Consider the following 22,319-nt stretch of genomic DNA (forward strand, 5'->3'; position numbering starts at 1 on the left):
TGGGTGGTTCACTGAGCGATTCCTCCTGGGAGTACGGCGACCGGGCCGGCGACAGCCTCTTCCCTGGCCACCGGCGGTTCGGACAGGACCCGGCCCATGTCCCGTACCGCCTGCCAGGTTCCACGCCACGTGCCGGTGACCTTGGAGGCACCGGTGCGCGGCAGGTACGGCACGTCGTGCTCGACGACACGCCAGCCGGAGTCGGCGGCTCGGACGACCATCTGCAGCGGGTAGCCGCTGCGCCGGTCCGTGAGATCGAGGTCGAGCAGTTGTTCGCGGCGCCCGGCGCGGAGCGGGCCGAGGTCGTGCAGGCGCAGCCCTGTGCGGCGGCGCATCATCCGTGCCAGCGCGAGGTTGCCCACGCGGGCGTGCGCGGGCCAGACGCCTCGGCCCTGCGGGCGGCGGCGCCCGAGTACGAGGTCGGCCTCGCCCTCCCGGACCTCGCGCACGAAGGGTTCGAGCAGGGACGGGTCGAGTGAGGCGTCGCAGTCGCAGAAGCACACGATGTCCGCGGTGGCCGCGGTCAGCCCGGCGTGGCAGGCGGCGCCGAAGCCGCGCCGGGTCTCCCGCACGACGGTCGCGCCGAGAGCGCTGGCCAACTCCGCCGAACCGTCCGTGGAACCGTTGTCCACCACCAGCGCACGCCAGGTGGCCGGGATACGGGCGAGCACCCAGGGCAGGGCCTCGACCTCGTTCAGACAGGGAAGGACCACGTCGACAGGCGCGATGGTCTCCGCCACCGATGCGGCTGCGGATGCGAATGCGGAGGGGGATGCGGAAGGGGACTCAGGAGGGGTCATCACGACTTTCACCTAGGAGATCAGTCAGATCAGTTCGGTCGGGGACGCGCGGGGGGGCGAGAGTCACTCCCCGCGCAGCTTCGCTCTCGCGAACTCCCGCATCCCCTCCTCGAACCCGACCTCGGCCTTCCAGCCCAGCTCGGCTCGCAGCCGGGACGAGTCCGCCGTGATGTGGCGGACGTCCCCCAGGCGGTACTCCCCGGTCACCACCGGCTCGGGCCCGCCGTACGCGGAGGCCAGCGCCCGCGCCATCTCCCCCACCGTGTGCGGCTCCCCGGTGCCGGTGTTGTACGCGACCAGCGCCCCGGCTCGGGCCTCCGCCTCCAGGGCCGTCACGTTCGCCGCCGCCACGTCACGCACATGGACGAAGTCACGCCGCTGCCCACCGTCCTCGAAGAGGCGCGGACCCTCACCCCGGGCGAGCGCGGACCGGAAGAAGGACGCGACGCCGGCGTACGGGGTGTCGCGCGGCATGCCCGGCCCGTACACGTTGTGGTAGCGCAGCGAAATCGCCGAGCCGCCCGTCGACCGGGCCCATGCCGCCGCCAGATGCTCCTGGGCCAGCTTGGTCGTGGCGTACACGTTGCGGGGGTCGACGGGGGCGTCCTCCTCGACCAGCCCCGGGTTCAGCTGCTCCCCGCACCGCGGGCACCGGGGGTCGAACCGTCCCGCGTCCAGATCCGCCACGGTCCGCGGGCCGGGCCGTACCGGCCCGTGCCTCTCGCAGGCGTACGCCCCCTCGCCGTACACGACCATGGACCCGGCCAGCACGAGGTGCCGTACCTTGGCGTCGGCCATGGCGGAGAGCAGCACGGCCGTACCCAGGTCGTTGTGGGAGACGTACTCCGACGCGTCACCGAAGTCCTTCCCGAGGCCCACCATCGCGGCCTGATGACAGACGGCGTCGACGCCCGTCAGTACGGCGGCGACCGAGTCGGGGTCCCGCACGTCCAGGCCGTCACGCAGGTCGAACACGATCGCCTGGTGGCCCCGCGCGGTCAGGGCCTCCACTACATGACACCCGATGAACCCGGCTCCGCCGGTGATCAGTACTCGCATGACCGAAACGCTAGGAGCAGACACGCACCGCGCGGCAGCACCACGCCCATGCCGTCACAGGTCCGTAAGACCTCGGCAGAGCCACCTCATCCGCGTTTCGCGGCCCTGCCGACCGCCGTGACTCTGCGGTCGAACTGGAAAAACAACGACACCGCCGGGGGCCCTGACGGCCTTGTCTACACCGCCCGCCTGCCGCTGTCGGGCGCCGGGCGCCCACCCAGGTCCAGTTGCACTGATCCTCCATGGCGGCGCCGACCACCTCGTCTTCGCAGAACACTCGAAAGCATTCGCGGACCAGCTCACCGCCGCCGGCGTCACCCACCGGTACGTCCAGCTCCCCTTCATGGAGCACGGCTACGACGGCAGCGTCGCCAACATCGGCATGCAGACCACCCGCGCCCTGACCCTGCCCTGGCTGCGGGACCACCTCGGGCAAGTGCCTGCGGTCCGCGAGCCGGTAGGTGGGGCGCCCGGAGGCCGGACACCCCACCTGGTCCGCGTCCCACGCCGTACGTCCAGTGCCGAGCAGCCGAGGGGAGTCTCGCGCACCGCTGGGTGTGTCGACGGGTCGGCGTCCCGCGCATCTGCCTGGGCCACCTTGAGAAGCATCAGCTCAGCACACCGGTGCCGTGATCTCACGCTTGAGGATCTTGCCGCTCGGGCCCATCGGCAGGGCGTCCGCCAGCCACACGCGGCGCGGGTACTTGTAGGCGGCCACCCGCTCGCGGACGAACTCCTGGAGTTCCTCGACCGTCGCCTCGGCTCCCTGACGGAGGACGACCGCTGCCGCCACCTCCTCACCGAGGCGCTCGTCGGGCAGGCCGACGACGGCTGCGAGGGCGACGGCGGGGTGCTCGTGCAGGACTTCCTCGATCTCGCGCGGGTAGACGTTGTAGCCACCGCGGATGATGAGGTCCTTCTTGCGGTCGACGATGTACAGGTAGCCGTCCTCGTCCTGGCGGGCCAGATCGCCGGTGCGCAGCCAGCCGTCGGGGATGGCGGCGGCGGTCTCTTCCGGGCGGTTCCAGTAGCCCTTCATCAGGTTCGGTCCGCGAACCGCCAGTTCGCCGACCTCGCCCGGCGCCGCCTCCCGGCCGGCGTCGTCCAGCAGGCGCACCTCGACGTCGCGGACGGGGGTGCCGATGGATCCGGCCTTGCGCGGACGGCCAGGGTGGTTGAAGGAGACGACCGGGCTGGTCTCGGACATGCCGAAGCCCTCCAGAATCATGCAGCCGAAGCGCCGTTCGAAACTGTGAAGGATCTCCACCGGCAGGGACGCGCCGCCCGAGATGCACATACGCAGGGTCGACACGTCTGCCTCGGCGGCACCCGGATGCTGAAGCAGCGCCGCGTACATGGTGGGCACGCCCTCGAAGACCGTGGCCCGGTCGCGGGCGATGGCGTCGAGCACCGTCTGCGGATCGAAGCGGGGAACGATGATGAGCGAGGCACCGCTGAACACGGCGGTGTTCATCGTGCAGGTCTGCCCGAAGATGTGGAACAACGGCAGACAGCCGACGATGACGTCCTCGCTGGTGAGCTGCTCCACGTCCACGGCGCTGACCTCGGTGTTGTGGCGCAGCCCGCCGTGAGTGAGCGCGGCGCCCTTGGGGCGGCCGGTGGTGCCGGAGGTGTAGAGCAGCACGGCGATGTCGTCACCGGCCGCGGCGGCGACCTCGTACCGCGGCTCCTGCCCGGCGAGCAGGCCGGCGAAGGCCGCGGGCTCGACCGAGCGGTGCCGCACCCCGGCGGCAGCCGCTCCCTCGGCGCCCTGGCCGGGCGCCGCGTGCCACTCGAAGAGCAGCACGGCACCGGAGTCCCGCAGGTGGTAGTCGGTCTCCCGGGACTTGAGCAGCGGATTCATCGGCACCACGATCCCGCCGGCGCGCAGGATGCCGTAGTACAGGACGACGAACTCGGGGACATTCGGCAGCATCAGTGCGACACGGTCGCCTGCGCGCAGGCCCTCGGCACGCAGCAGCGCGGCGGCCTGTGCGCTCAGCCGGTCCAGTTCGGCGTACGTGGTGGTCGCCGTGCCCAGCCGCAGCGCCGGGCTCTCGGGCTGCCGACGCGCCGTCTCCGCCAGGAATTCCGCCAGATTGGCCATGATGCCTCCTTGCACACATGCTCCGTGGCGCCGGCCGAGTTCACCTCCGACGCTCACGGAATGGTGACGGCCGCGATCGCGGCCGTCCATGGCGGCGCGGACAGCCGACGCAGGCCGGGATTGTTCCGGAGCACAAACAGGGCGTCGTACGCTGCGAGGATGGATCTGTCAGGTGTGAGTGCCGCCCTGCGCGAGCGCCTTCCCGAACTCGGTGAGCGGATGGCTCAGCGCATCCGCGCGGAGGTCGAGTCCTACACGGACGACTCGCTCACGCCCTTTGTCTCGCTGCGGGATTCCTGCGAGAGCAACGCCGACCTGGTGCTCCGGCATTTCGCCTCCGGTGCGGAGCCCGACGTACGGCCCGCGCAGGAGACCGGGCGGCTGCGCGCCGAGCAGGGCGTGCCCCTGGCCGACACGCTGCACGCCTACCGGGTCGGCTTCGAGTACCTCTGGTCGCAGATGGTCGAGGAGGCTCGCAGGCATCCGGAGGTCACGGACGCGCAGCTGGTGGCAGGGTCGTCGCGGATCTGGGCGCTGTTCGGCCGCTACGCCGAGGCGGTCGCGGCCGCCTACCGGGAGGCCAGCGCGGAGTTGGCGCTGCGCCGCGAGGCCCGCCGTTCGGCGCTGGCCGAGGCGCTGTTCACGGGCGCGCTCGCGGACCCTACGACGCTGCGGGAGGCGGCCAGGCAGCTCGGCCTGCCCGAGCGGGGCCCGTACGCGGTCGTCGCCGCGTCCGTGCCGGACCCGGGCCAGGAGCCGCTGCCCGGCATCGAGGCCGTGCTGCGCCAGGTCCAGGTGCCCTCGGCTTGGCGGCTGTTGCCCGACCAGCAGATCGGGCTGGTCTCCCTCCTGCACCGGGACGCGGAGACGGTGAGCCTGCCGGCGCTGCGCCGAAGCCGCGCCCGGGTGGGGGTCAGTCCACGCTTCGACTCGCTGCGGGACACTCCACAGGCACTGCGGTTCGCCCGGCTGGCGCTCGCCGGGCTGCCGGGCGACGGACCCGGGGTGGCCCGCTTCGACGACAGCCCCCTCGCCATGCTGGTCGCCGCGGCGCCCGCTGAGGCGACCCGCCTCGTGGAGGTCGTACTCAGGCCGGTCCTGGACCTGCCGGCAGCTGAGCGGGCGCGACTGCTGGAGACCCTCGGGCACTGGTTCGCCGCGGGGGGCGTCGCCGCCGAGGCCGCCGACCTGCTCTTCGTCCACCCCAACACCGTGCGCTACCGGCTGCGCCGCGTCGAGAAGCTGACGGGCCGCTCGCTCTCCGAACCCAACACCCTGGCCGACCTGGGCGCCGCCCTGCACGCGCTGCGGCTCCTGCCACGGTGAGCCCGCGACCGACCCCGCCGTCGAACTCCCGCACATCCCATTACGAGCGGGGCGACTTACCGGCGGGGCGACCTCGGCCACAAGCACCCGAGCCGTCAGCCGGCTATGTCGTTTCGCGCTCTACGACTGCGAGGATGTCGCCCGCGCCAGGCTCACTTGGCGCTGCCGGGGCCGCGGCGCCGGCCATCGAGAGGATCCGTGCGGTGAGATTGCCGGCTGCCACGGTGAGGGCCATCCCGATGGTGGTCAGGGACGGTACGGCGAGCGAGCTCACCGGGAGGTCGTCGACGCCGATGAGCGCCAGGTCGTCCGGGACGGCGATGTGCTGCGTACGGCAGCTCGCCAGGACGGCGAGCGCGATCAGATCGTTGAACGCGGCGACCGCGGTGACCGGGGTGGCGCCCTGCGTCCACTCCGCGACGGCTGCCTGGGCGCTGGCCCGCGAATAGCGCATGCTGACCACGTGCGGCGATGGCAGACCCAGGTCGCTGCAGGCCCGGGTGGCTCCCTGCAGACGGGGTAGGCAGAAGGGCCGCTCGCGGGGGTCGTCCAGCGCGGCGTAGCCGATGTGCCGGTGCCCGCGTGCCGCGAGGTGCTCGATCTGCATGCGTCCGACAGCTTCCTGGCTCAGTCCGGTCAGGCTGGTGTCGTCCGGGGCGAACACGCCATTGAGCAACGGGATTTCAGCTCGAAGCAGTGACCGCGCATCGGCGGGCGGCAGGCCACCGAACGCGACGACCACCGCCGGCTGGACGTGCTGCCACAGCTCGGCCAGCGGCGTGGTCGTACCGGCGTGGTGCAGATATACGCAGGTGTAACCGGCCTCGCTCAGTGAGCGGCCGAGAGCCAGTTTGAACCGCTCCATGGCCTCGGCGACGGGAAGGTCAGGAACCACGCAGAGCACGACGTTGCTACGGCCCTTGCGCAGCGCACGGCCGGCTCCCGACGGTACGTAGCCGAGACGCTCCGCCGTCTCCAGCACCCGGCGGCGGGTCTCCGCGGAGAGACCGTGCTCGTCCCTCCCGTTGAGCACGAAGCTCACGGTGGTCTGTGAGACCCCGGCCTCTCGCGCCACGTCCTTGCTGGTGATCCTCGGCAATGCCCCTCCCGAACTCTTGCCACACCTTCCGACAAAGGCTACGGTACGGCGATCAGCGATCTAATACGTATTAGATCGCCGCTTCGGTAGCCGCAATGGCCTGTAGGGGGACGCCCCGCACCTGTTTTGCCCGAGCCGCCCACCCCAGCCGATCACCGCGTTCGTGCGCGCCGACGGGGTGGATCCACACGAAGAGAGATCTGTCATGGACGACACGATCCCGTCACCACCGACACGACACCCCGCCGCTTCGCCTCCCCCGTCGAACCGGATCTCGTGACCACGACACCTCCGCGCCACGCCACTGCGGCACTCCCGAGCCTGCCCGCTCGCGCCACGAACCCGTTCTGATGCGGCTGTCGGGCACTCGCCGCGACCAGGTCGAGCAGACCTGCCGACGCCTGCCGCAGTTCCCGCACAAGTGACCGACGCAGGTCAACACGCGACTCGTGGCCCAGTTGAGACTTCCAGGAGAACACGCATGAACCGCAAACCCTTGATCGCACTGCTCGCCGCATCGGCGCTGGCACTCGGCACAACAGCATGCGGCGCCGGCAGTCAGCAGGGGGACGGACCGGCGCGCACCAGCGCGAATGAGCTGCGCATCGGCCTCTCGGCCGGGCCGGCCACGCTCGACCCGGCCAAGGACGGCGCCGGATTGCAGAACGTGATGCGTTCGCTGACCAATGAGTCCCTGTTCCACATGAACGCCGACTACACCGCCAGCCCCGGTCTGGTGAGCGACTACGAGTACGTCGGAAAGGGGAACAAGGTCTTCGAGTTCACCCTCAAGAAGGGGATCCGCTTCACCGACGGCAGTCCGCTGAACGCGGCGGCGGTCAAGACCTGGCTGGACTATTTCGCGAAGCAGCCCGGGCCGTTCGCCTCCTCACTCTCGATCGGCTCCGTCGAGACCAAGGGCGAGTACACGGTCCGGCTCAATCTCGCCTCGCCGTGCCCGATCGTGCCCTTGATCCTGTCCCAGTACGCGAACCGGGGCGCCATCTCGAGCCCCAAGTCCGTCGCCGACCCCGGCAGCCTGGCGAAGGGCACGTACGGCGTCGGCCCCTATGTCCTTGATGCCGCCGACTCGGTGGTCGGCGACCACTACACCCTCGTGCCCAGCAAGTACTACCACGATCCGTCGAAGGTCCGTTTCAAGAAGGTGACCGTCCGGATCATCTCCAACCCGTCCTCGATGCTGCGCGCGTTCCAGTCCGGGCAGATCGACTTCGGCAACCTGGACCCGTCCACCGCGCCCGCGGCGAAGAAGGCGGGCGTGAAGGTGATGCACTGGCGCAGCGGCACCGTGTTGGTGACGCTCCTCGACCGCAACGGGACAGCCACCAAGCCGCTCGCCGACGTCCGGGTCCGGCAGGCGCTGAACTACGCCGTCGACCGTGAGCCGATCACCAAGGCGCTGGTCGGCGAGTACGGCCGGCCCACATCCCAGTACCAGACCGAGTTCACCGACCCGGCCCTGGAAGATCGCTACCCCTACGACCCGAAGAAGGCGAAGGCGCTGCTCGCCCAGGCCGGCTACCCGGACGGGTTCAGCATGGACGTCCTCGACCCGGGGGCCATGGTCGGCAATTGGGGCGACCTGACGATGCAGTCGGTCGCGCAGGACTGGGAAAAGATCGGCGTCCACGTCAAGGTCGCCCAGGCAACCACCGACTTCGTCCAGCAGGCGCTCTCGAAGAAGTTCGCCGCGGTCGAGTGGACTCCGGACATCTCCCCGACATCGCTCACGTACTCGCTCCTGTATGCCCCCAAGGCATCGATAAACCCCTTCGGTGCTTCGGACGCCAAGATCGACGCGCTCTACCGCCAGGGTCAGACAGCGCAGGGCGATGAGACAGCGAAGACGTTCAGAAAGCTCAACAGCATGGTCACCGAGCAGGCCCCCAATGTGCCGATCTACGAGTACAACATCCCGTGGGGCATGAATGAGCACCTCACCGGAGTCGAGAAGGGCTCCTGGATGGTCTTCGGCGCCGACCTCGGCTGGAAGGGCTGACGATGGCCAACTCGTCGGTTGACGCGATGGGAGCGCCGCTCACGCGCTCCCGTCGCGGGCGCGCCATCCGCAGACGCGGCACCGGAGGCGGCAGGCTGACCTCGCTGCTGGGCCACCGGATGTTGACGGCAGTCCCCCTGCTGCTGGTCGTGTCGAGCTTCAACTTCCTGTTGCTGTCGCTCACCCCGGGAGACGCCGCCCGCCAGATCCTCGGAGCCAGAGGCACACCGGACCAGTACGAAGCGCTGCGCCGGCAACTCGGGCTCGACCTCCCGGTCCACGAGCAGTACTGGCACTGGCTGAGCCATGCGGTCTCGGGTGACTTCGGTGATTCGATCACCAACGGCAGCCCGGTCCTGGAATCGATCGTGAGTCGAGTGCCTGTCACCATGTCACTCATCGGCTGCTCTCTGCTCGTGAGCGTGGTGGCCGGCGTCAGCCTCGGCGTGTTCAGTGCCGTCCGTGGTGGAGTGATCGGCAGGGCGGTCGACGCGCTCGCTCTCCTCAGCTGGGCACTGCCCGTCTTCTGGGTCGGCTCCGTGCTGGTCGTCGTCTTCGCCGTCAAACTCGAGTGGTTCCCGGCGCTCGGGTACGTGCCGTTCACCGAATCACCCCAGGACTGGGCCCGATCGCTGGTGCTGCCGGTGACCGCGCTCTCCCTCGGCTCCGTCGCCGCCGTGCTGAAGCAGACCCGGGAATCCGTTCTCGACGTGCTCGGAAGCGAGTACATCAGGATGGCCGCCGCCAACGGGGTGTCCCGATCGTCACTGATCTATCGGCATGCCCTCAAGAACGCCGCCATCCCGGTCGTCACCGTCCTGGGTATCCAGACCGTCGGCCTGCTGGGCGGCACGGTTCTCATCGAGAACGTCTTCTCCGTGCCGGGCCTTGGTTCGCTCGTCGTCGGTTCGGCCCTGGCCCACGACATCCCGACGGTCCAGGCGGTCGCGGTGTTCTTCACCGTGATGGTCATCGTCGTCAACCTGGCGGTCGATGTCGCCTATGGGCTGCTCAACCCGAGAGTGAGCGCAGCATGACCGTGACTGTGACTGTGGCCGATGCCGAACCCTCGGCATCATCCCCGGTGACCCCCCGCTTCGCGCGCCGTCTGCTGCGCCGGCCGCTGGCCGTCGTATGCCTGGCGTACCTGGCGATCCTCGTCGTCATCGCCATCGGTGCCCCGATGCTGTTGCCGCATGTCGGGACCGAAAGGGCCGGCGATCTCGGAACCGCCCTGCACGGCCCGAATTCCGCTCACCCCCTTGGCGTCGACAGCCTGGGCCGCGACGTTCTCCAGCGCCTGCTGGTGGGCACCCGGGTCACGTTGGTCGGCGTCGTCGAGGCGATGGCCGTCGTCCTGGTGCTGGGCATCCCCATCGGTCTCGTGGCCGGCTACGTCGGCGGCAGGACCGACCGGGCGATCATCTGGCTGGCGGATCTCGTGTTGTCGCTGCCGGCGATCATCCTGGTCATCGTCGTGCTCTCGGTCTTCCCACAGAGCGTGCCGGCCGCGATGGCGACTCTCGGTGTCCTGGCCGCCCCAGGTCTCGTGCGCGTCGTGCGAGCCGCGACACTGCCGGTACGCGAACAGCTCTACGTCGCCGCCGCTCGGGTGTCCGGCATGTCGCGGACCTACATCGTCACCCGGCACGTGCTGCCGCGGGTCATGGGACCCATCATCGTGCAGGCGTCCCTGCTGGCGGCAACTGCCTTGCTGGTGCAGACCGGGCTGGCCTTCCTCGCCCTCATTGCCGCGCCTCCGGAGCCCAGCTGGGGAGGCATGGTCGCCGACGGGGTCGCCGCCCTCTTCCAGCAGCCCTGGTTGATCTGGCCGCCCGGCCTGGCGATCGCGCTGACGATTCTGGCGTTCGGACTTCTGGGCGACGCGGTCAGAGACGCGAGCACCGAGGGCTGGTCTCCCAAGTCCGCCCTCCCACTTGACGGCAAGCGCCGAAGCGCGCCCGCGCGAGCTGCCTCTCTCGTTCCCGCGAGCACGACCGACAGCCTGCTCTCGGTCCGCGACCTCACGGTGTCCTACGCCACGCCCACCGGCCCCATCCTTGCGGTCGACAGTGTGTCCTTCGACATCGCCCGTGGAGAGACCGTCGGAGTCGTCGGAGAGTCCGGTTGCGGGAAGACCACGACAGCCCTCGCCATCATCGCGCTGCTCGGCGGCGGCGGACGGATCGACTCCGGACACGTCCTTTTCGACGGCAGGGACCTTGCGGCCCTCTCGGAGTCCGAACTCCAGGCTGTCCGAGGCACCGAGATCGGCTACGTCTCCCAGGAACCGATGGTCGCGCTCGATCCCGCCTTCCGGATCGGCTGGCAGCTCGCCGAAGCCGTCCGGACCAACACCGGAATGAGCCGCGCCAAGTCCAGGAGACGCGCCGTCGAACTGTTGGAACAGGTGCAGCTCCCCGAGCCTCATCTCGTGGCTCGCCGCTACCCGCACGAGCTGTCGGGCGGCATGGCCCAGCGAGTCGTCGTCGCGCGTGCCCTTGCCGGCGAACCGAAGCTCCTGATCGCCGACGAGCCGACCACCGCCCTCGACGTCACCATCCAGGTGGAGATCCTCGATCTGCTGCGCGCGCTTCAGCGCGACCGGGGCATGGCGATCATGTTGGTCACCCACGACCTGGGCGTGGTCGCCGACATGTGCGACCGCGTCGTGGTGATGTACGCCGGCCAGATCGCCGAACGGGCCGGCGTGGAGGCGCTGTTCGGTAACCCACACCACCCCTACACCCGAGCACTGCTCGCCTCGAATCCGCACAACCAGCACGGCTCGGCGGTGCTGCCCACCATCCCGGGTGCGGTCCCCATGCCGGGCTCGTGGCCGCAGGGCTGTCACTTCCGGCCGAGATGCGCGCGCGCCACCGAGCAGTGCGGCAGCGGCGGGATCCCCCTCCTCGAGATCGGCGCCTCCCATGAGGCCCGCTGCCTCTACGCCCACCAGATCGAAGGTGCGTGACGTGAACGACGAGACGAATCTCCTCGAAGTCCGCGATCTGTCGGTGCACTTCCGCCGCGGCCACCGCTCGCCCGTCCTGCGAGCTGTCGACCAGGTGAGCTTCTCCGTGGCCGAGCGGGAGACGCTGGGCGTCGTGGGCGAATCGGGCTCGGGCAAGACCACCATCGGTCGGGCCGTGCTCGGCCTGGTGTCGCCGACCGACGGCCGGATCGAGTTCGCGGGCGAGGACATCACCCGAGCCGACCACAGACGGCGCCGTGCGCTCAGCCGGGACCTGCAGGTGATCTTTCAGGATCCGTACAGTTCTCTGAACCCGACCCGTACCGTCGCTCAGACGCTGGGCGAGTCACTGCGGGCGGAGAAACTGGCCGCGGACGAGGTCCGTAGCCGGGTCGTCGCCATGCTCGAGCGCGTCGGACTCCCCGCGACCGCCGCGGACCGGCACCCGTCGAGCTTCTCCGGCGGCCAGCGGCAACGCATCGCCATCGCCCGGGCTCTCGTCGCACAACCGCGGCTGGTGATCTGCGACGAGCCGGTCAGCGCGCTGGACCTCTCGGTCCAGGCCCAGGTGCTCAACCTGCTCCGGGAGCTGCAGGACGAGTTCGCGCTCGGCTACCTGTTCGTGGCCCATGACCTGGACGTCGTCAGGCACCTCTCGCACCGCATCATGGTCCTGTACCGCGGACAGATCATGGAGCAGGGCCCCGCCGACATGGTCTACGCCACGCCGACGCACCCTTACACCAGGACCCTGCTCGAAGCAGCGCCCGTCCCGGACCCGGTACGCCAAGCAGAACGCCGCCTGCGCCGCGTGCGCACGGGTGACAACACCGGCCCCGTCTCCGCCGAGGGATGTCCCTTCGCCAGCCGCTGTCCACACGCGGCCCCGCTGTGCCACGGCGAACGGCCACCCCTCGAACAGACCCCGGCAGGCACGACCGTCGCTTGTCACCGATGGCAAGAACTCAGCACTGCGCCGACGGAGGCGGCGGCCGGTCCTCCAGTGTCTGTCACGTCTTCGCCCACCCGACCTGGAGCGCTTCAGCACAACTCCCGGAAGAGCCCGAGTCGTGCCGAGTGAGCCACTCCTCACATCGCCGGCGCACTCATCAGCCTCGGCGGCGACGGCTCACTGCTCAGCGTCAGCGGCCCGTACGCCCTGGTCGCCGATGCGCCGGCCATGTGCATCCGCTCGATCCGACAGCCGAACGGAGCCTTCCATGCCCATGATCACCACGCCCACGCGAGTGACGCTCTGCTACGACACCTTCGGCGATCCCGGCCACCCCCCGCTGCTGCTGATCCAGGGCCTCGGGGCCCACATGCTCGGCTGGCACGCCGCTCTGTGCAGGCAACTCGCCGACGTGGGCTTCCACGTCGTCCGCTTCGACAACCGGGACGTCGGCCTCTCGCAGAAGTTCCCGCAGGGCGGCTACACCCTGGCCGACATGGCGAACGACGCCGCGGGCCTCCTCACCGCCCTCGGCATCCCCGCAGCACACATCGTGGGCCAGTCGATGGGCGGCATGATCGCGCAGCAGCTCACCCTCGGCCACCCCACACGGGTGCTGAGCCTCGCTCTGATCTACACGGCGCCCAGCACCGACTTCGTCGCCGGCCGCGACCTGGTCGACGAACGCACCCAGCGCCCCCGAGCCCCCGACGAAGACGAGGCCATCGCGCTGTACCTGGACAACGAAGCGGCGTGCGCCTCACCGGGATACCCCCAGGACATCGCCTGGCTGCGCGAACTCGGCGGCCAGATGTACCACCGGGGCTACGATCCCGACGGCGTCGTCCGCCAGGTGGGGGCACTCGACAACTCCCCCGACCGCACGGCTCACCTGCACCGCATCACGGTCCCCACCACGATCACGCACGGCGACGGCGACCGCTTGATCGATCCCGGTGCGTCCCGGGTCATGCACGAGCTGATCCCGGATTCACACCTGACCATCCACCACGGGATGGGCCACGAACTTCCGCGCCCGCTCTGGCCCGAGATCGTCACCCAGATCCGGGACAACACCGCACGAGGGAGGGCGTGACATGGCCGAGGGAGGAGACGGGTCACGGACCCGACCCGCAGCCCGGCGGGTACTGCCGATGTTCGTTTCAGCACTCATCCTGTTCCTCAGCGTGACAGCCCCGAGCCCGGCCTCGGCGGCTGACAGCCCGTTCTGCGTGCCCCGGACCACGCAGCCCGAGGTGGGACTGACCCTGATCTCGGTCGAGCGCATCGACGCCCGTACGCAGATGTACGCGTTCCGCTCGAAGGCGGTCGGCGACGCCATGTCCGACGGGCTTGTCCGGGTGCGCGTCATCCTGCCCGCCGACTACGACCGCTCGCCCGGCAAGCGCTACCCGGTCATGCTGCACCTGCACGGCACCAACAACTCGCCCAGCACCTGGCCCGCCGGCGAGGCGGAGCAGGTGCTGGGCGACAACGACGTGATCTTCGTCGAGCCCGACGGTGGCCCGGCCGGCTTCTACGCCGACTGGTACGGCACCCCCGTCACCGGCGGCGATCTCTTCAACGGACCGGTGCCGTTCCCGCCCCCGGCGTGGGAGACCTTCCACATCCGCGAGCTGCTCCCGTGGCTGGACAAGACCTTCCGTACCACCGGCCGACGCGCGATCACCGGTAGCTCGATGGGCGGCTTCGGCGCGATGGCGTACCCCGCCCGCAACCCGGGGGTCTTCGTCGCCGCCGGCTCCTTCTCCGGCGCTGTGGACCTCGACGCGCTGTACCCGATCAGTCCTGTGCTGATCTCCCTGGCCTGGGACCCGTGCATCTTCGGGGACCGGACCCTGCAGGCCGACAACTGGAAGGCGCACAACCCGGTCGATCTGGCTGCCGAGCTGCGCGGAGTGTCCCTGTTCGTCGCCAGCGGCAACGGGCTGCCCGGCCGCTACGACGACGCCGTGAGCGCCGTCGCGGGAGCCCCGCTGGAAATCCTCGTGCACCAGATGGCCGAGAACTTCGTCGCCGCGCTCGACCGGGCCGAGGTGCCCGTCACCACCTGGTTCTACGGCAACGGCACTCATCCGGGCGGGACGACGAGGACGCGGTTCTACGACTACGACGATCTGAGCCGCTTTCTGCCCCAGGCGATGAGCGCCCTCAACCGCAAGTAGCCGGTGCGAGAAGGCGATACGCGCGCAGAGCAGTACGGCTGACCGGTGAGCCGGGGCCGTGCACGAACTGATCCCGGATGCGACGCGGGACAACACCACACGAGGAAGTGCGTGACATGACAGCAGTACAGGTGAAAGGCCGCGTGGACAGCGGATTCGAACCGATCGCGGACGCCTTCGCCGACAATTTCCGGCAGCGCGGCGACACAGCCGCCTCCTGCGTGGTGTACGCCCAGGGAGCCCCGGTCGTGGACATCTGGGCTGGTCAGACCGCCCGGGGCAGCTGGACGCCAGACACCCGCACCGTCGTGTTCTCCGTCAGTAAGGGAGTCACCACCGTCTGCCTGCTGATGGCCGCCGAGCGCGGACTGATCGACCTCGACGCCCCCGTGGCGAAGTACTGGCCGGAGTTCGCCCAGAACGGCAAGGAGACGACGACGGTACGCCAACTCCTCGCGCACCAGGCCGGCTTGGTGGCGCCCGAGGCGGATGTGACGCTGGAGAACCTGCGCGCCTGGGAGCCGGTGACGGAGGCGCTGGCCCGGCAGGCGCCGGCCTGGTCCCCGGGAACCGCCTATGCCTACCACTCGGTCACGTTCGGCTGGCTGGTCGGCGAGGTGCTGCGCCGGACCACGGGACTGCGGCCCGGCCAGTGGCTGCGCGAGCACGTGGCGGCTCCCCTGAACCTGACCATGACGTACGGCGCCGACCCCACGGCCGCCGATCTCCACCCCCTGGCAGACCCGCTGCCCCACACCGACCTCGAAGCCGCCGCGTCGATGGCCACCGCTCTCGCCTCACCGATGGTCGAACGCTCGACGAGCCTGGGTGGCGTCTTCGACGCCACCGACTTCATCCGGACCGCCAACGGGGAGGCCTGGCTGTCGGTCGAGATCGCGGCGGGCAATCTCGTGACCAGCGCCCGCAGCCTGGCACGGCTGTACGCGGCCACGGTGGGCGAGGTCGACGGAGTCAGGCTGCTGGGCCCGGACACCGTACGTGATGCCCGCGTGCCACGCTCCGAGGGCCGGCCGTTCGTGGGGCCCGACGAGGGCAACCGCTGGGGCACCGGCTTCATGATCAGCTCGGCCCACCGGCCGATGGCCGGCCCGGGCAGCTTCGGCCACGACGGCTTCGGCGGCGGCCTCGGTTTCGCCCACCCGGAATCGGAGATCGCCTTCGCCTACCAGACCGCACAGCCCGGCGGTCTTCCCGACGATCGATCCAACGCTCTCTGCCGCGCGCTGCGCGCCTGCCTGTGAACCGACTCCGGCACGTCAGGTCCCGACCCCGTCCACCGAAAGAACCGGAGAGCAGGCCATGACCGCCACACTTCCCTCGCGCACCGCGCCGGCGCCCCCGAGCCTGACCGCTCGCACGACGGACCGGATCCTGACCCGCCTGATGCGGCTGCCGGGCACGCGATACGACTACCGGGTCGAGCGGAACCTCCCGACGCCCGCGCGCGACGGCGCCGTTCTGGTCACGGACCACTACGCCCCCGTCACCGACCGGCCGAAGGGCACAGTCCTCCTGCGCACACCGTACGGGCGCGGCTTCCCGGGTGATCTGGAGGCCAGGGTCTACGCGGGCCACGGGTATCACGTCGCGGTGCAGAGCTGCCGCGGCACGTTCGGCTCCACGGGAACCTTCTACCCGATGGCCAACGAGGCCGACGACGCCCAGGACGCGGTGGCCTGGCTGCGGACCCAGCCGTGGTTCGACGGGCGCCTCGCCACCGCCGGGGGCTCCTACGTGGGCTGGACCCAATGGGCGCTGCTGATGGACCCGCCCCCTGAGCTGCGCACCTGCCTGATCGCCGTCGCCCCCCACAACATGCACGACACGGTGTACGGAGCGGGAGCATTCCGGCTCGGCGACTTCCTGTCGTGGGCGGCGATGATGGTCAACCAGGAGCGGTTCACCGGGCTGCGTGGTGTGGCTCGGCTGCTGACGACGAGTCGGCGACTGGCCCCGGTCTTCGGCGCCCTCCCGCTGGCCGATGCGGCCGACGCGGCGACGGAGCACCGCGCGCCGTGGTTCCGGGACTGGCTGACGACACCTGACCCCGACGATCCCCTGTGGGACCGCCTCAAACTCGACGACGCCCTTCAGCGAGCGCACGTACCGGTACGGCTCACCGCCGGCTGGCAGGACCTCTTCCTCGACCAGACCCTGCACCAGTACCAGACGCTGCGCGCGCGTGGAGTCGACGTCTCACTCACCGTCGGCCCCTGGACCCACCAGGAATCGGGTCAAAAAGCCATGGGCCGTCTCCTCCGCGGCAATCTCGACTGGCTCCGGACACACCTCGCCGACGGCGAGACGCCGACACCCCCACGGCCCGACCTGCCTGTCGAGGTGTACGTCACCGGCCAGGACACCTGGCGACGGCTCGCGGAGTGGCCGCCGGCGGCCGGAGAGACCGTGCGCTACCTGCAGCCGGGCGGACAGCTCCTGGCCGATGAACCGAGTGGCGGCCCCCCGTCCACGTTCGTCTACGACCCGGCGAACCCCACACCGACCCTCGGTGGCCCGCTCCTCACCCTCGACAGCGGCGTCAAGGACAACGCCGACCTGCAGAACCGCCCCGATGTGCTCACCTTCACCACGCCTCCGCTGACCGCCGCGCTGGAGATCATCGGAACACCCGTCGTCGAACTGGCGCACACCAGGAGCAATCCGCACGCCGACGTCTTCGTACGGCTCTGCGACGTCGACCCGAAAGGTGTGTCCCGCAATTTCGCCGAAGGACTCCTGCGCCTCGATCCCACCTCGCCCATCGACCAGGTGCGGTACGTGCGCGTGCGCCTCGACGCCTGCGCACACAAGGTCAAGCCCGGACACCGGATACGCCTGCTGACAGCCGGCGGCTCCCACCCGCGGTACGCACGCAACGAGGGCACAGGTGCGGTGCCTGGCACCGGGAACGAGTTGCGGCCGTGCACACACACCATCCACCACGACACCGGCGCGATCTCCCGCGTGCTCCTGCCAACGCCCTCCGAGCGGCACGAGTAAGCGTGTCCAGCCCGGCCTCGCGGGCTGCGTCGCCCCACGGCCACCCGCCTCGCCGCCGTGCCGGCGGCACCCGTTTCCCCCAGCCCCGCGCCGCGTCATCGCGCCATCTGTGGCGTCTGCCGGTGCCGAAGTCGCCGGTTGCGCAGGGGACTCCGAGACCGGCAGACGCCTCGCGGTGCTGACCGACCGCGAGGCTGGCCACGTTGGGATCCTGACTGCCCGCACACCTTGGCCTCCCGAGCCCACAGAGAGCCCGTCCGGGGGCGTTGACGCCGAGGCGGGGGAGGTCAGGACGGGCCCAGACTCCATACCCGGAGGGCCCGCCGTGGTCAGAAACCGAGCACAGGGTCCTGATCGCGCAGGACCTCGTCTACCACGGCACCCACCTGTTCCTGGGCAACAATGACATCGACGGCTGGCGGCGGGCCGTCGCCGGCCTGGCCGCCGACACGTCGTACGACACGATCCTGGCCGGCCACGGCCTGCCCACCGGCGCGGAGGTGTACCCCGAACTGCGCGGCTACCTCGCCGACGCCCGCGAGCTGCTAGGCGACGACGGCGAGGCGTACAAGAAGGCGATCCTGGAGCGCTACCCCTCCTACGGTGGCCCCTTCCTGATCGACATCGGCAACCAGTACCTCTTCGGCCCGCAGAACGCCTGAACCCGTACCGCGAGGAGATCGAGAAATGAGCAGGATCGTCGTCTTCGGGGCCGCCGGGAAGGCAGGCTCCCGCGTCGTCGCCGAGGCCGCGGCGCGCGGTCACGAGGTCACCGCCGTCGCCCGCGACATCGCGCGGCTCGGCCATCTCCCCGAGGGTGTGCGGCCGGTGGCGGGCGACGTCACCGACACCGAGGCGGTCGCCGCCCTGGCCGAAGAGGCCGACGCACTCGTGCTGACCGTCGGCGGCCCCGACGCGGGCCTGTACACCGAGGCGGTGGACAGCGTCGCCGCGGCCGTTCGCGCCCTGGGCCCCAAGGGCCCGCGCATCGTGCACATGGGCGGCGGGGCAAGCCTGCTGAACGAGGATGAGGTGCGCTACTTCGCCCCCCCAGTTCCCGGAGGAGTTCAAGCCGTACGCCGTCGGGCAGATCCAGGCCCTCGACGCCTACCGGACGCTCGGCGATGACGTCACCTGGACGTATGTCTCCCCGCCTCCGGTCCACTTCGCCCCCGGTGAGCGCACCGGCAGCTACCGCACCGGCCTCGACCACCCGGTCGCAGGCGACGACCGTCAGGCCCGCATCTCCTACGAGGACTACGCGGTCGCCCTCCTCGACGAGATCGAGACCCCCCGACACCTCAACCGCCGCTTCACCGTCGGCCACTGACCCACCCGGCAGCGGCGCGCGCGGTCGTCTGTGACGCGTCGGTGCGCACGGGCCTGTCGAACGAGCGTTTTCACAGTCCCGTGCGCACCGGCCCCCGCAGGTTCTATGCCTGCCGGGTCGGCAGGACCATGATCTGCCGGAGGTTGACGTGCCGGGGGCGGCTGGCCGTGTAGGCGACGAGGTCGGCGAGCTCCTCGGAGGCCAGGAAGCCGCTCTCAGCCGCGATCCCGGCGATCTGTGCGCGCAGATCGCCACTGTCGATGTGTGAGGCGAGTTCGGTCTCGGTCAGCCCCGGCTCGATGTTGGTGACCCGCACGTTCCGCGGCCCGAACTCGGTGCGCAGGGACTGGGAGAGATAGGTGACCGCGGCCTTGGTCGCCCCGTACACCGCGTAGGTGGGGAAGGGGATGTGCGCGCCGATGGACGAGATGTTCACCAGGTCCGCCGTACGGCCCTGTTGAGCGGCGGCCACCAGATCGGCGGTGAAGGCGCGGATCACCCGCAGCACTCCGGTGACGTTCGTGTCGATCATCCGCTGCCACTCGTCGATCCGGCCCGCGTCGACCGGATTGGGGAGCATGACGCCGGCATTGTTGACGATCATGTCGACGGTGCCGTACGCCTCGCGTACCCGTGCGGCGGCCGCGTCGACCGACCCGTCGTCGGTGACGTCCGCGACGACGGCGAGAGCTTCGCCCCCATCGGCCCGGATCTTCCCGGCGATCGCCTCCAACCGCTCGGCGCGCCTGGCCAGCAGCGCCACCCGCGCCCCTTCCGCGGCCAGCCGCACGGCGACGGCCTCACCGATACCGCTGGCGGCCCCGGTGACGACGACGGTACGTCCGGCCAGGTTCTCGTACGACATGAAGTGCTCCTGAGTGATCGGATCGCCGCCGGTCCGTCCGGCGGTGATCACCACTCTCGGCGGCCCGACCGGTCCTACCCAGGGATGCGTTTTTCCTGGGTCTGCCAGTACCAGGCTCGGGATGCGCGGGTCGCCTAGGCTCGACCCCATGAACGGGGAACTCGGAGACTTTCTGCGCTCGCGCCGCGCCCGCATCCAGCCCGAGGAACTGGGGCTTGCCTCCCACGGGCGACGCCGCGTGCCCGGGCTGCGCCGCGAGGAGGTGGCGCAGTTGGCGGGGGTGAGCGTCGACTACTACATCCGCCTGGAGCAGGGACGTGGACCCTCCGTGTCGGACGCCGTGCTGGACGCCGTCGCGCGTGTCCTGCGGCTGGACGAGACCGAGCACGCCTACCTGCGTACGGTGGCCAGGCCGCCCGGCAAGGACAAGGCCCTCCGCTCCACCGCGCCCCGCGTGCGCCCCGGCGTGCAGCTGCTGCTGGACAGCATGGACCGCGCACCGGCGTTCGTCCTGGGCCGCCGCATGGAGGTCCTGGCCTGGAACACCCTCGGTGACGCGGTGAACGGCTTCAGCCGGATGGCCCTCAGTGTCCGCAACGTCGCCCGCTATGCCTTCCTCGACCCCGCCGCGCGTGATCTGTACCCCGACTGGCCCGCGGTGGCCGCCCAGACCGTCGCCCATCTGCGGCTGAACGCCGGCCATCACCGCGACGACCGCGCGCTGAGTGCCCTCGTCGGTGAACTCTCCGTCAAGAGCGAGGAGTTCCGCCGCCTGTGGGCCGACCACCAGGTCGCGCTGTGCATGTACGGCGTCAAGCGCCTCCAGCACCCGGTCGCGGGCCTGCTGACCCTCCCGTACGAGACGCTGGCCGTGCCGTCGGACCCCGATCAGACCCTCGTGGTCTACACGCCGGAGCCGGCTTCGGAGACGGCGGAGAGGCTGGCGCTCCTGGGGAGCTGGGCCACCGCCCGCTGAGCCGCTGGTCCTCGGTCAGCACGTGGAGCTGACACATGACGGACCCGGCGCAGGGGCGACCCTGGGGACTGGAGGGGCCGGGAGGTCAGGTTCGGCGGCGTCTGGCGATGGTGCAGCCGATCAAGGCGGTGCCGACAGCGACGAGGCCCAGACCGGCGGCTGTTTCGGCAGATCCTGAAACGCGAAGTCACGGCAATCGAGGTCGGCTTGGGCATGTGCGATGCCTGACAGCGGTGCGAGTGCGGCGACGGCCAGGCATGCGCCAACCACCGTGTTACGACATCTCATAGCGATCCTCCCGCTCGGTCACGTTCCCGCATCGACGTTATGGACCGGGGGGTTTGGCGTGGTGCCCGGCGGGACGCCGGGACAGTCACTTCCAGATGGGCTGCGGGCAGGCACGCCCTCGGTGACACCGTCACCCTCCCGGTCCGCGACGAGGTGGCCGCGCTCGCCGTCAAGGTCCAGGACCACACTGGCTACGAATGAAACGAACACAGGCCCTGGCCGGGCAGCCCCGGGGTCAGTTGAGGCCGAGCTTGGCGAGCGCGGTGGTCCAGTCGATGACGATCGCCTGTTGTGCCTGCGTGAGGGTGACCTTGCCGGCGCAGACCGCAGTGTGCAGCTTTGTCTCCACCGGGTCCTTCGCGTTGTTGACCCCGCTGCCTTTCTTGTGGCCCGGGTCGGCGGGCTCTACCCACAAGTTGCGGTAGTCGTTGGGGTCGCCGCCGAGCTGCAGGCTGATCAAGTGGTCGTACTCGGCGTCGCGCATGCTCCCGGCGAAGCCGTAGGAGGCGGCGTTGAGCCTCTTCTCTTTGCCGGTTATGTACGTGGACGGCCTCACGCCGGACGTGTAGCCGCCCTTGCGGCAGATGGTCGACTTCAGGTTCGCCTGCGTGACGGCCGGGGAGATGGCGCCCGGCGTGCACTGGGGATCCTCCAGCGGCTCCCCCTTCTCGTACCGGTAGTGGCAGCTGGCCGCTGCGGGCTGCTGCTGCACCGTGTACTTCTTCTGCGGGCCGGCCCCCACCGCTATCGATCGGGCCCCGCCCTCGTCACCCGACGCAGGCGTCGGCGGCGCCCCAGCGCCGGATGACGAAGGGTCCGACGTACCCAGCGGAACGGACGAACAGCCCGCCAGGAACAGGCAGGACAGCAGCACGGGCGAAGCGACGCGGCGGGTAAAGCGCATGACGACCCCTCACGGGCAGGCGATGACTGAGCAGATGCTGCCCTACCGGAAATTCCGTACACCGGGCGGGGTGCCCGGGCGGGAGCACCCACGCCATCCGGCGAGGCGCGCTGCGGGCGTACCGGACCGTCGGCCGGCCAGGACGTCGCCGGGGTGGGGTCCGTGTCGAGTGTCGAGTGCAGGTGTCGACGAGGGGGAAATGCTGTGCTTCCGCTGACGTAGGGGGATGACGTGTCAGCACTGACTTCACAACGGCCGCGGCCGCGTCGTCGGAAGAGTTCGGCGACCAGGCCACGCTCCGCCGCCGGCACGGTGACCGTCTCCCCGGCGCGAGACGCCCCCGGCACGCCTGCCGCATGCCCGCCGGAACCGCTCGTCCGTCGTACTCGTCTTGTGCGCTGACTGTGTGGGA

General features: G+C 70.2%; 18 protein-coding genes and 1 pseudogene. 13 read left to right on the forward strand and 6 right to left on the reverse strand.

Features of this window, described 5'->3' with window-relative positions:
• Positions 1-8: 8 nt before the first annotated feature.
• The 3 genes from QA861_RS26295 to QA861_RS26305 form a co-directional block, all read right to left on the reverse strand.
• Positions 9-800 carry a glycosyltransferase family 2 protein gene (locus QA861_RS26295; RefSeq protein WP_443041584.1) on the reverse strand — a complete coding sequence of 264 codons (792 nt, stop codon included), beginning with the start codon at positions 798-800 and terminating at the stop codon, positions 9-11.
• Between the two features lie 63 nt (positions 801-863).
• Entirely contained in the window at positions 864-1,859 is a 996-nt protein-coding gene (locus QA861_RS26300) for an NAD-dependent epimerase/dehydratase family protein (protein WP_334591047.1), read from the reverse strand.
• A gap of 613 nt (positions 1,860-2,472) precedes the next feature.
• A complete protein-coding gene (locus QA861_RS26305) occupies positions 2,473-3,966 on the reverse strand; it encodes a long-chain-fatty-acid--CoA ligase (RefSeq protein ID WP_334591048.1) in 1,494 nt (497 codons plus the stop codon).
• Between the two features lie 159 nt (positions 3,967-4,125).
• On the opposite strand from QA861_RS26305, the gene QA861_RS26310 reads away from it, so the two are divergent.
• On the forward strand, positions 4,126-5,292 hold the full coding sequence (locus tag QA861_RS26310; RefSeq protein ID WP_334591049.1) for a PucR family transcriptional regulator: 1,167 nt from the start codon (positions 4,126-4,128) through the stop codon (positions 5,290-5,292).
• 103 nt (positions 5,293-5,395) lie between these two features.
• On the opposite strand, the gene QA861_RS26315 is transcribed toward QA861_RS26310, so the two are convergent.
• A complete protein-coding gene (locus QA861_RS26315) occupies positions 5,396-6,391 on the reverse strand; it encodes a LacI family DNA-binding transcriptional regulator (RefSeq protein ID WP_334591050.1) in 996 nt (331 codons plus the stop codon).
• 481 nt (positions 6,392-6,872) lie between these two features.
• Here QA861_RS26315 and QA861_RS26320 point away from each other — a divergent pair, with 481 nt between their 5' ends.
• The 11 genes and pseudogenes from QA861_RS26320 (at position 6,873) to QA861_RS26370 (ending at position 18,874) form a co-directional block, all read left to right on the forward strand.
• The gene (locus tag QA861_RS26320; protein WP_334591051.1) at positions 6,873-8,411 is read left to right on the forward strand and encodes an ABC transporter substrate-binding protein; all 1,539 of its coding nucleotides are present in this window, start codon (positions 6,873-6,875) and stop codon (positions 8,409-8,411) included.
• A gap of 2 nt (positions 8,412-8,413) precedes the next feature.
• Complete coding sequence (locus tag QA861_RS26325) at positions 8,414-9,448, forward strand: ABC transporter permease (protein WP_334591052.1); 1,035 nt, start codon at positions 8,414-8,416, stop codon at positions 9,446-9,448.
• Positions 9,445-11,385, forward strand: coding sequence for a dipeptide/oligopeptide/nickel ABC transporter permease/ATP-binding protein (locus QA861_RS26330; RefSeq protein ID WP_334591053.1), 1,941 nt, complete (start codon positions 9,445-9,447; stop codon positions 11,383-11,385). The genes QA861_RS26325 and QA861_RS26330 overlap by 4 nt, the downstream gene beginning before the upstream one ends.
• Before the next feature lies 1 nt (position 11,386).
• A complete protein-coding gene (locus QA861_RS26335; protein WP_334591054.1) occupies positions 11,387-12,466 on the forward strand; it encodes an ABC transporter ATP-binding protein in 1,080 nt (359 codons plus the stop codon).
• A gap of 139 nt (positions 12,467-12,605) precedes the next feature.
• Complete coding sequence (locus QA861_RS26340) at positions 12,606-13,433, forward strand: alpha/beta fold hydrolase (protein WP_334591055.1); 828 nt, start codon at positions 12,606-12,608, stop codon at positions 13,431-13,433.
• A 58-nt stretch (positions 13,434-13,491) separates the two neighbouring features.
• Complete coding sequence (locus tag QA861_RS26345) at positions 13,492-14,523, forward strand: alpha/beta hydrolase (protein ID WP_334591056.1); 1,032 nt, start codon at positions 13,492-13,494, stop codon at positions 14,521-14,523.
• A 116-nt stretch (positions 14,524-14,639) separates the two neighbouring features.
• On the forward strand, positions 14,640-15,785 hold the full coding sequence (locus QA861_RS26350) for a serine hydrolase domain-containing protein (RefSeq protein WP_334591057.1): 1,146 nt from the start codon (positions 14,640-14,642) through the stop codon (positions 15,783-15,785).
• 58 nt (positions 15,786-15,843) lie between these two features.
• Positions 15,844-17,544 (forward strand): CocE/NonD family hydrolase, encoded by a 1,701-nt coding sequence (locus QA861_RS26355; protein WP_334591058.1) that lies wholly within the window; start codon positions 15,844-15,846, stop codon positions 17,542-17,544.
• A 338-nt stretch (positions 17,545-17,882) separates the two neighbouring features.
• A pseudogene (locus QA861_RS26360) lies at positions 17,883-18,206 on the forward strand (MBL fold metallo-hydrolase); the annotation flags it as partial.
• Between the two features lie 25 nt (positions 18,207-18,231).
• Positions 18,232-18,672 (forward strand): NAD(P)-dependent oxidoreductase, encoded by a 441-nt coding sequence (locus tag QA861_RS26365; protein WP_334591059.1) that lies wholly within the window; start codon positions 18,232-18,234, stop codon positions 18,670-18,672.
• A complete protein-coding gene (locus QA861_RS26370; protein ID WP_334591060.1) occupies positions 18,572-18,874 on the forward strand; it encodes an NAD(P)-dependent oxidoreductase in 303 nt (100 codons plus the stop codon). Before QA861_RS26365 ends, QA861_RS26370 begins: the two co-directional genes overlap by 101 nt.
• A 103-nt stretch (positions 18,875-18,977) precedes the next feature.
• Here the strand turns inward: QA861_RS26370 and QA861_RS26375 are convergent, their stop codons facing one another.
• On the reverse strand, positions 18,978-19,739 hold the full coding sequence (locus QA861_RS26375; protein WP_334591061.1) for an SDR family oxidoreductase: 762 nt from the start codon (positions 19,737-19,739) through the stop codon (positions 18,978-18,980).
• 148 nt (positions 19,740-19,887) lie between these two features.
• Between QA861_RS26375 and QA861_RS26380 the strand changes: the two genes are divergently transcribed.
• Positions 19,888-20,715 carry a helix-turn-helix transcriptional regulator gene (locus QA861_RS26380; RefSeq protein WP_334591062.1) on the forward strand — a complete coding sequence of 276 codons (828 nt, stop codon included), beginning with the start codon at positions 19,888-19,890 and terminating at the stop codon, positions 20,713-20,715.
• A 523-nt stretch (positions 20,716-21,238) separates the two neighbouring features.
• Here the strand turns inward: QA861_RS26380 and QA861_RS26385 are convergent.
• Positions 21,239-21,907, reverse strand: a complete 669-nt coding sequence (locus tag QA861_RS26385) for a hypothetical protein (RefSeq protein WP_334591063.1) — start codon at positions 21,905-21,907, stop codon at positions 21,239-21,241.
• Positions 21,908-22,319 lie beyond the last annotated feature (412 nt).

The organism is Streptomyces sp. B21-083, assembly GCF_036898825.1.
Classification (GTDB): domain Bacteria; phylum Actinomycetota; class Actinomycetes; order Streptomycetales; family Streptomycetaceae; genus Streptomyces.

Coding starts and splice junctions, on each gene's coding strand:
- QA861_RS26295 (WP_443041584.1), bottom strand. CDS start 800: ATGACCCCTCCTGAGTCCCCTTCCGCATCCCCCTCCGCATTCGCATCC.
- QA861_RS26300 (WP_334591047.1), bottom strand. CDS start 1,859: ATGCGAGTACTGATCACCGGCGGAGCCGGGTTCATCGGGTGTCATGTA.
- QA861_RS26305 (WP_334591048.1), bottom strand. CDS start 3,966: ATGGCCAATCTGGCGGAATTCCTGGCGGAGACGGCGCGTCGGCAGCCC.
- QA861_RS26310 (WP_334591049.1), top strand. CDS start 4,126: ATGGATCTGTCAGGTGTGAGTGCCGCCCTGCGCGAGCGCCTTCCCGAA.
- QA861_RS26320 (WP_334591051.1), top strand. CDS start 6,873: ATGAACCGCAAACCCTTGATCGCACTGCTCGCCGCATCGGCGCTGGCA.
- QA861_RS26325 (WP_334591052.1), top strand. CDS start 8,414: ATGGCCAACTCGTCGGTTGACGCGATGGGAGCGCCGCTCACGCGCTCC.
- QA861_RS26330 (WP_334591053.1), top strand. CDS start 9,445: ATGACCGTGACTGTGACTGTGGCCGATGCCGAACCCTCGGCATCATCC.
- QA861_RS26340 (WP_334591055.1), top strand. CDS start 12,606: ATGCCCATGATCACCACGCCCACGCGAGTGACGCTCTGCTACGACACC.
- QA861_RS26345 (WP_334591056.1), top strand. CDS start 13,492: ATGTTCGTTTCAGCACTCATCCTGTTCCTCAGCGTGACAGCCCCGAGC.
- QA861_RS26350 (WP_334591057.1), top strand. CDS start 14,640: ATGACAGCAGTACAGGTGAAAGGCCGCGTGGACAGCGGATTCGAACCG.
- QA861_RS26355 (WP_334591058.1), top strand. CDS start 15,844: ATGACCGCCACACTTCCCTCGCGCACCGCGCCGGCGCCCCCGAGCCTG.
- QA861_RS26365 (WP_334591059.1), top strand. CDS start 18,232: ATGAGCAGGATCGTCGTCTTCGGGGCCGCCGGGAAGGCAGGCTCCCGC.
- QA861_RS26370 (WP_334591060.1), top strand. CDS start 18,572: ATGAGGTGCGCTACTTCGCCCCCCCAGTTCCCGGAGGAGTTCAAGCCG.
- QA861_RS26375 (WP_334591061.1), bottom strand. CDS start 19,739: ATGTCGTACGAGAACCTGGCCGGACGTACCGTCGTCGTCACCGGGGCC.
- QA861_RS26380 (WP_334591062.1), top strand. CDS start 19,888: ATGAACGGGGAACTCGGAGACTTTCTGCGCTCGCGCCGCGCCCGCATC.
- QA861_RS26385 (WP_334591063.1), bottom strand. CDS start 21,907: ATGCGCTTTACCCGCCGCGTCGCTTCGCCCGTGCTGCTGTCCTGCCTG.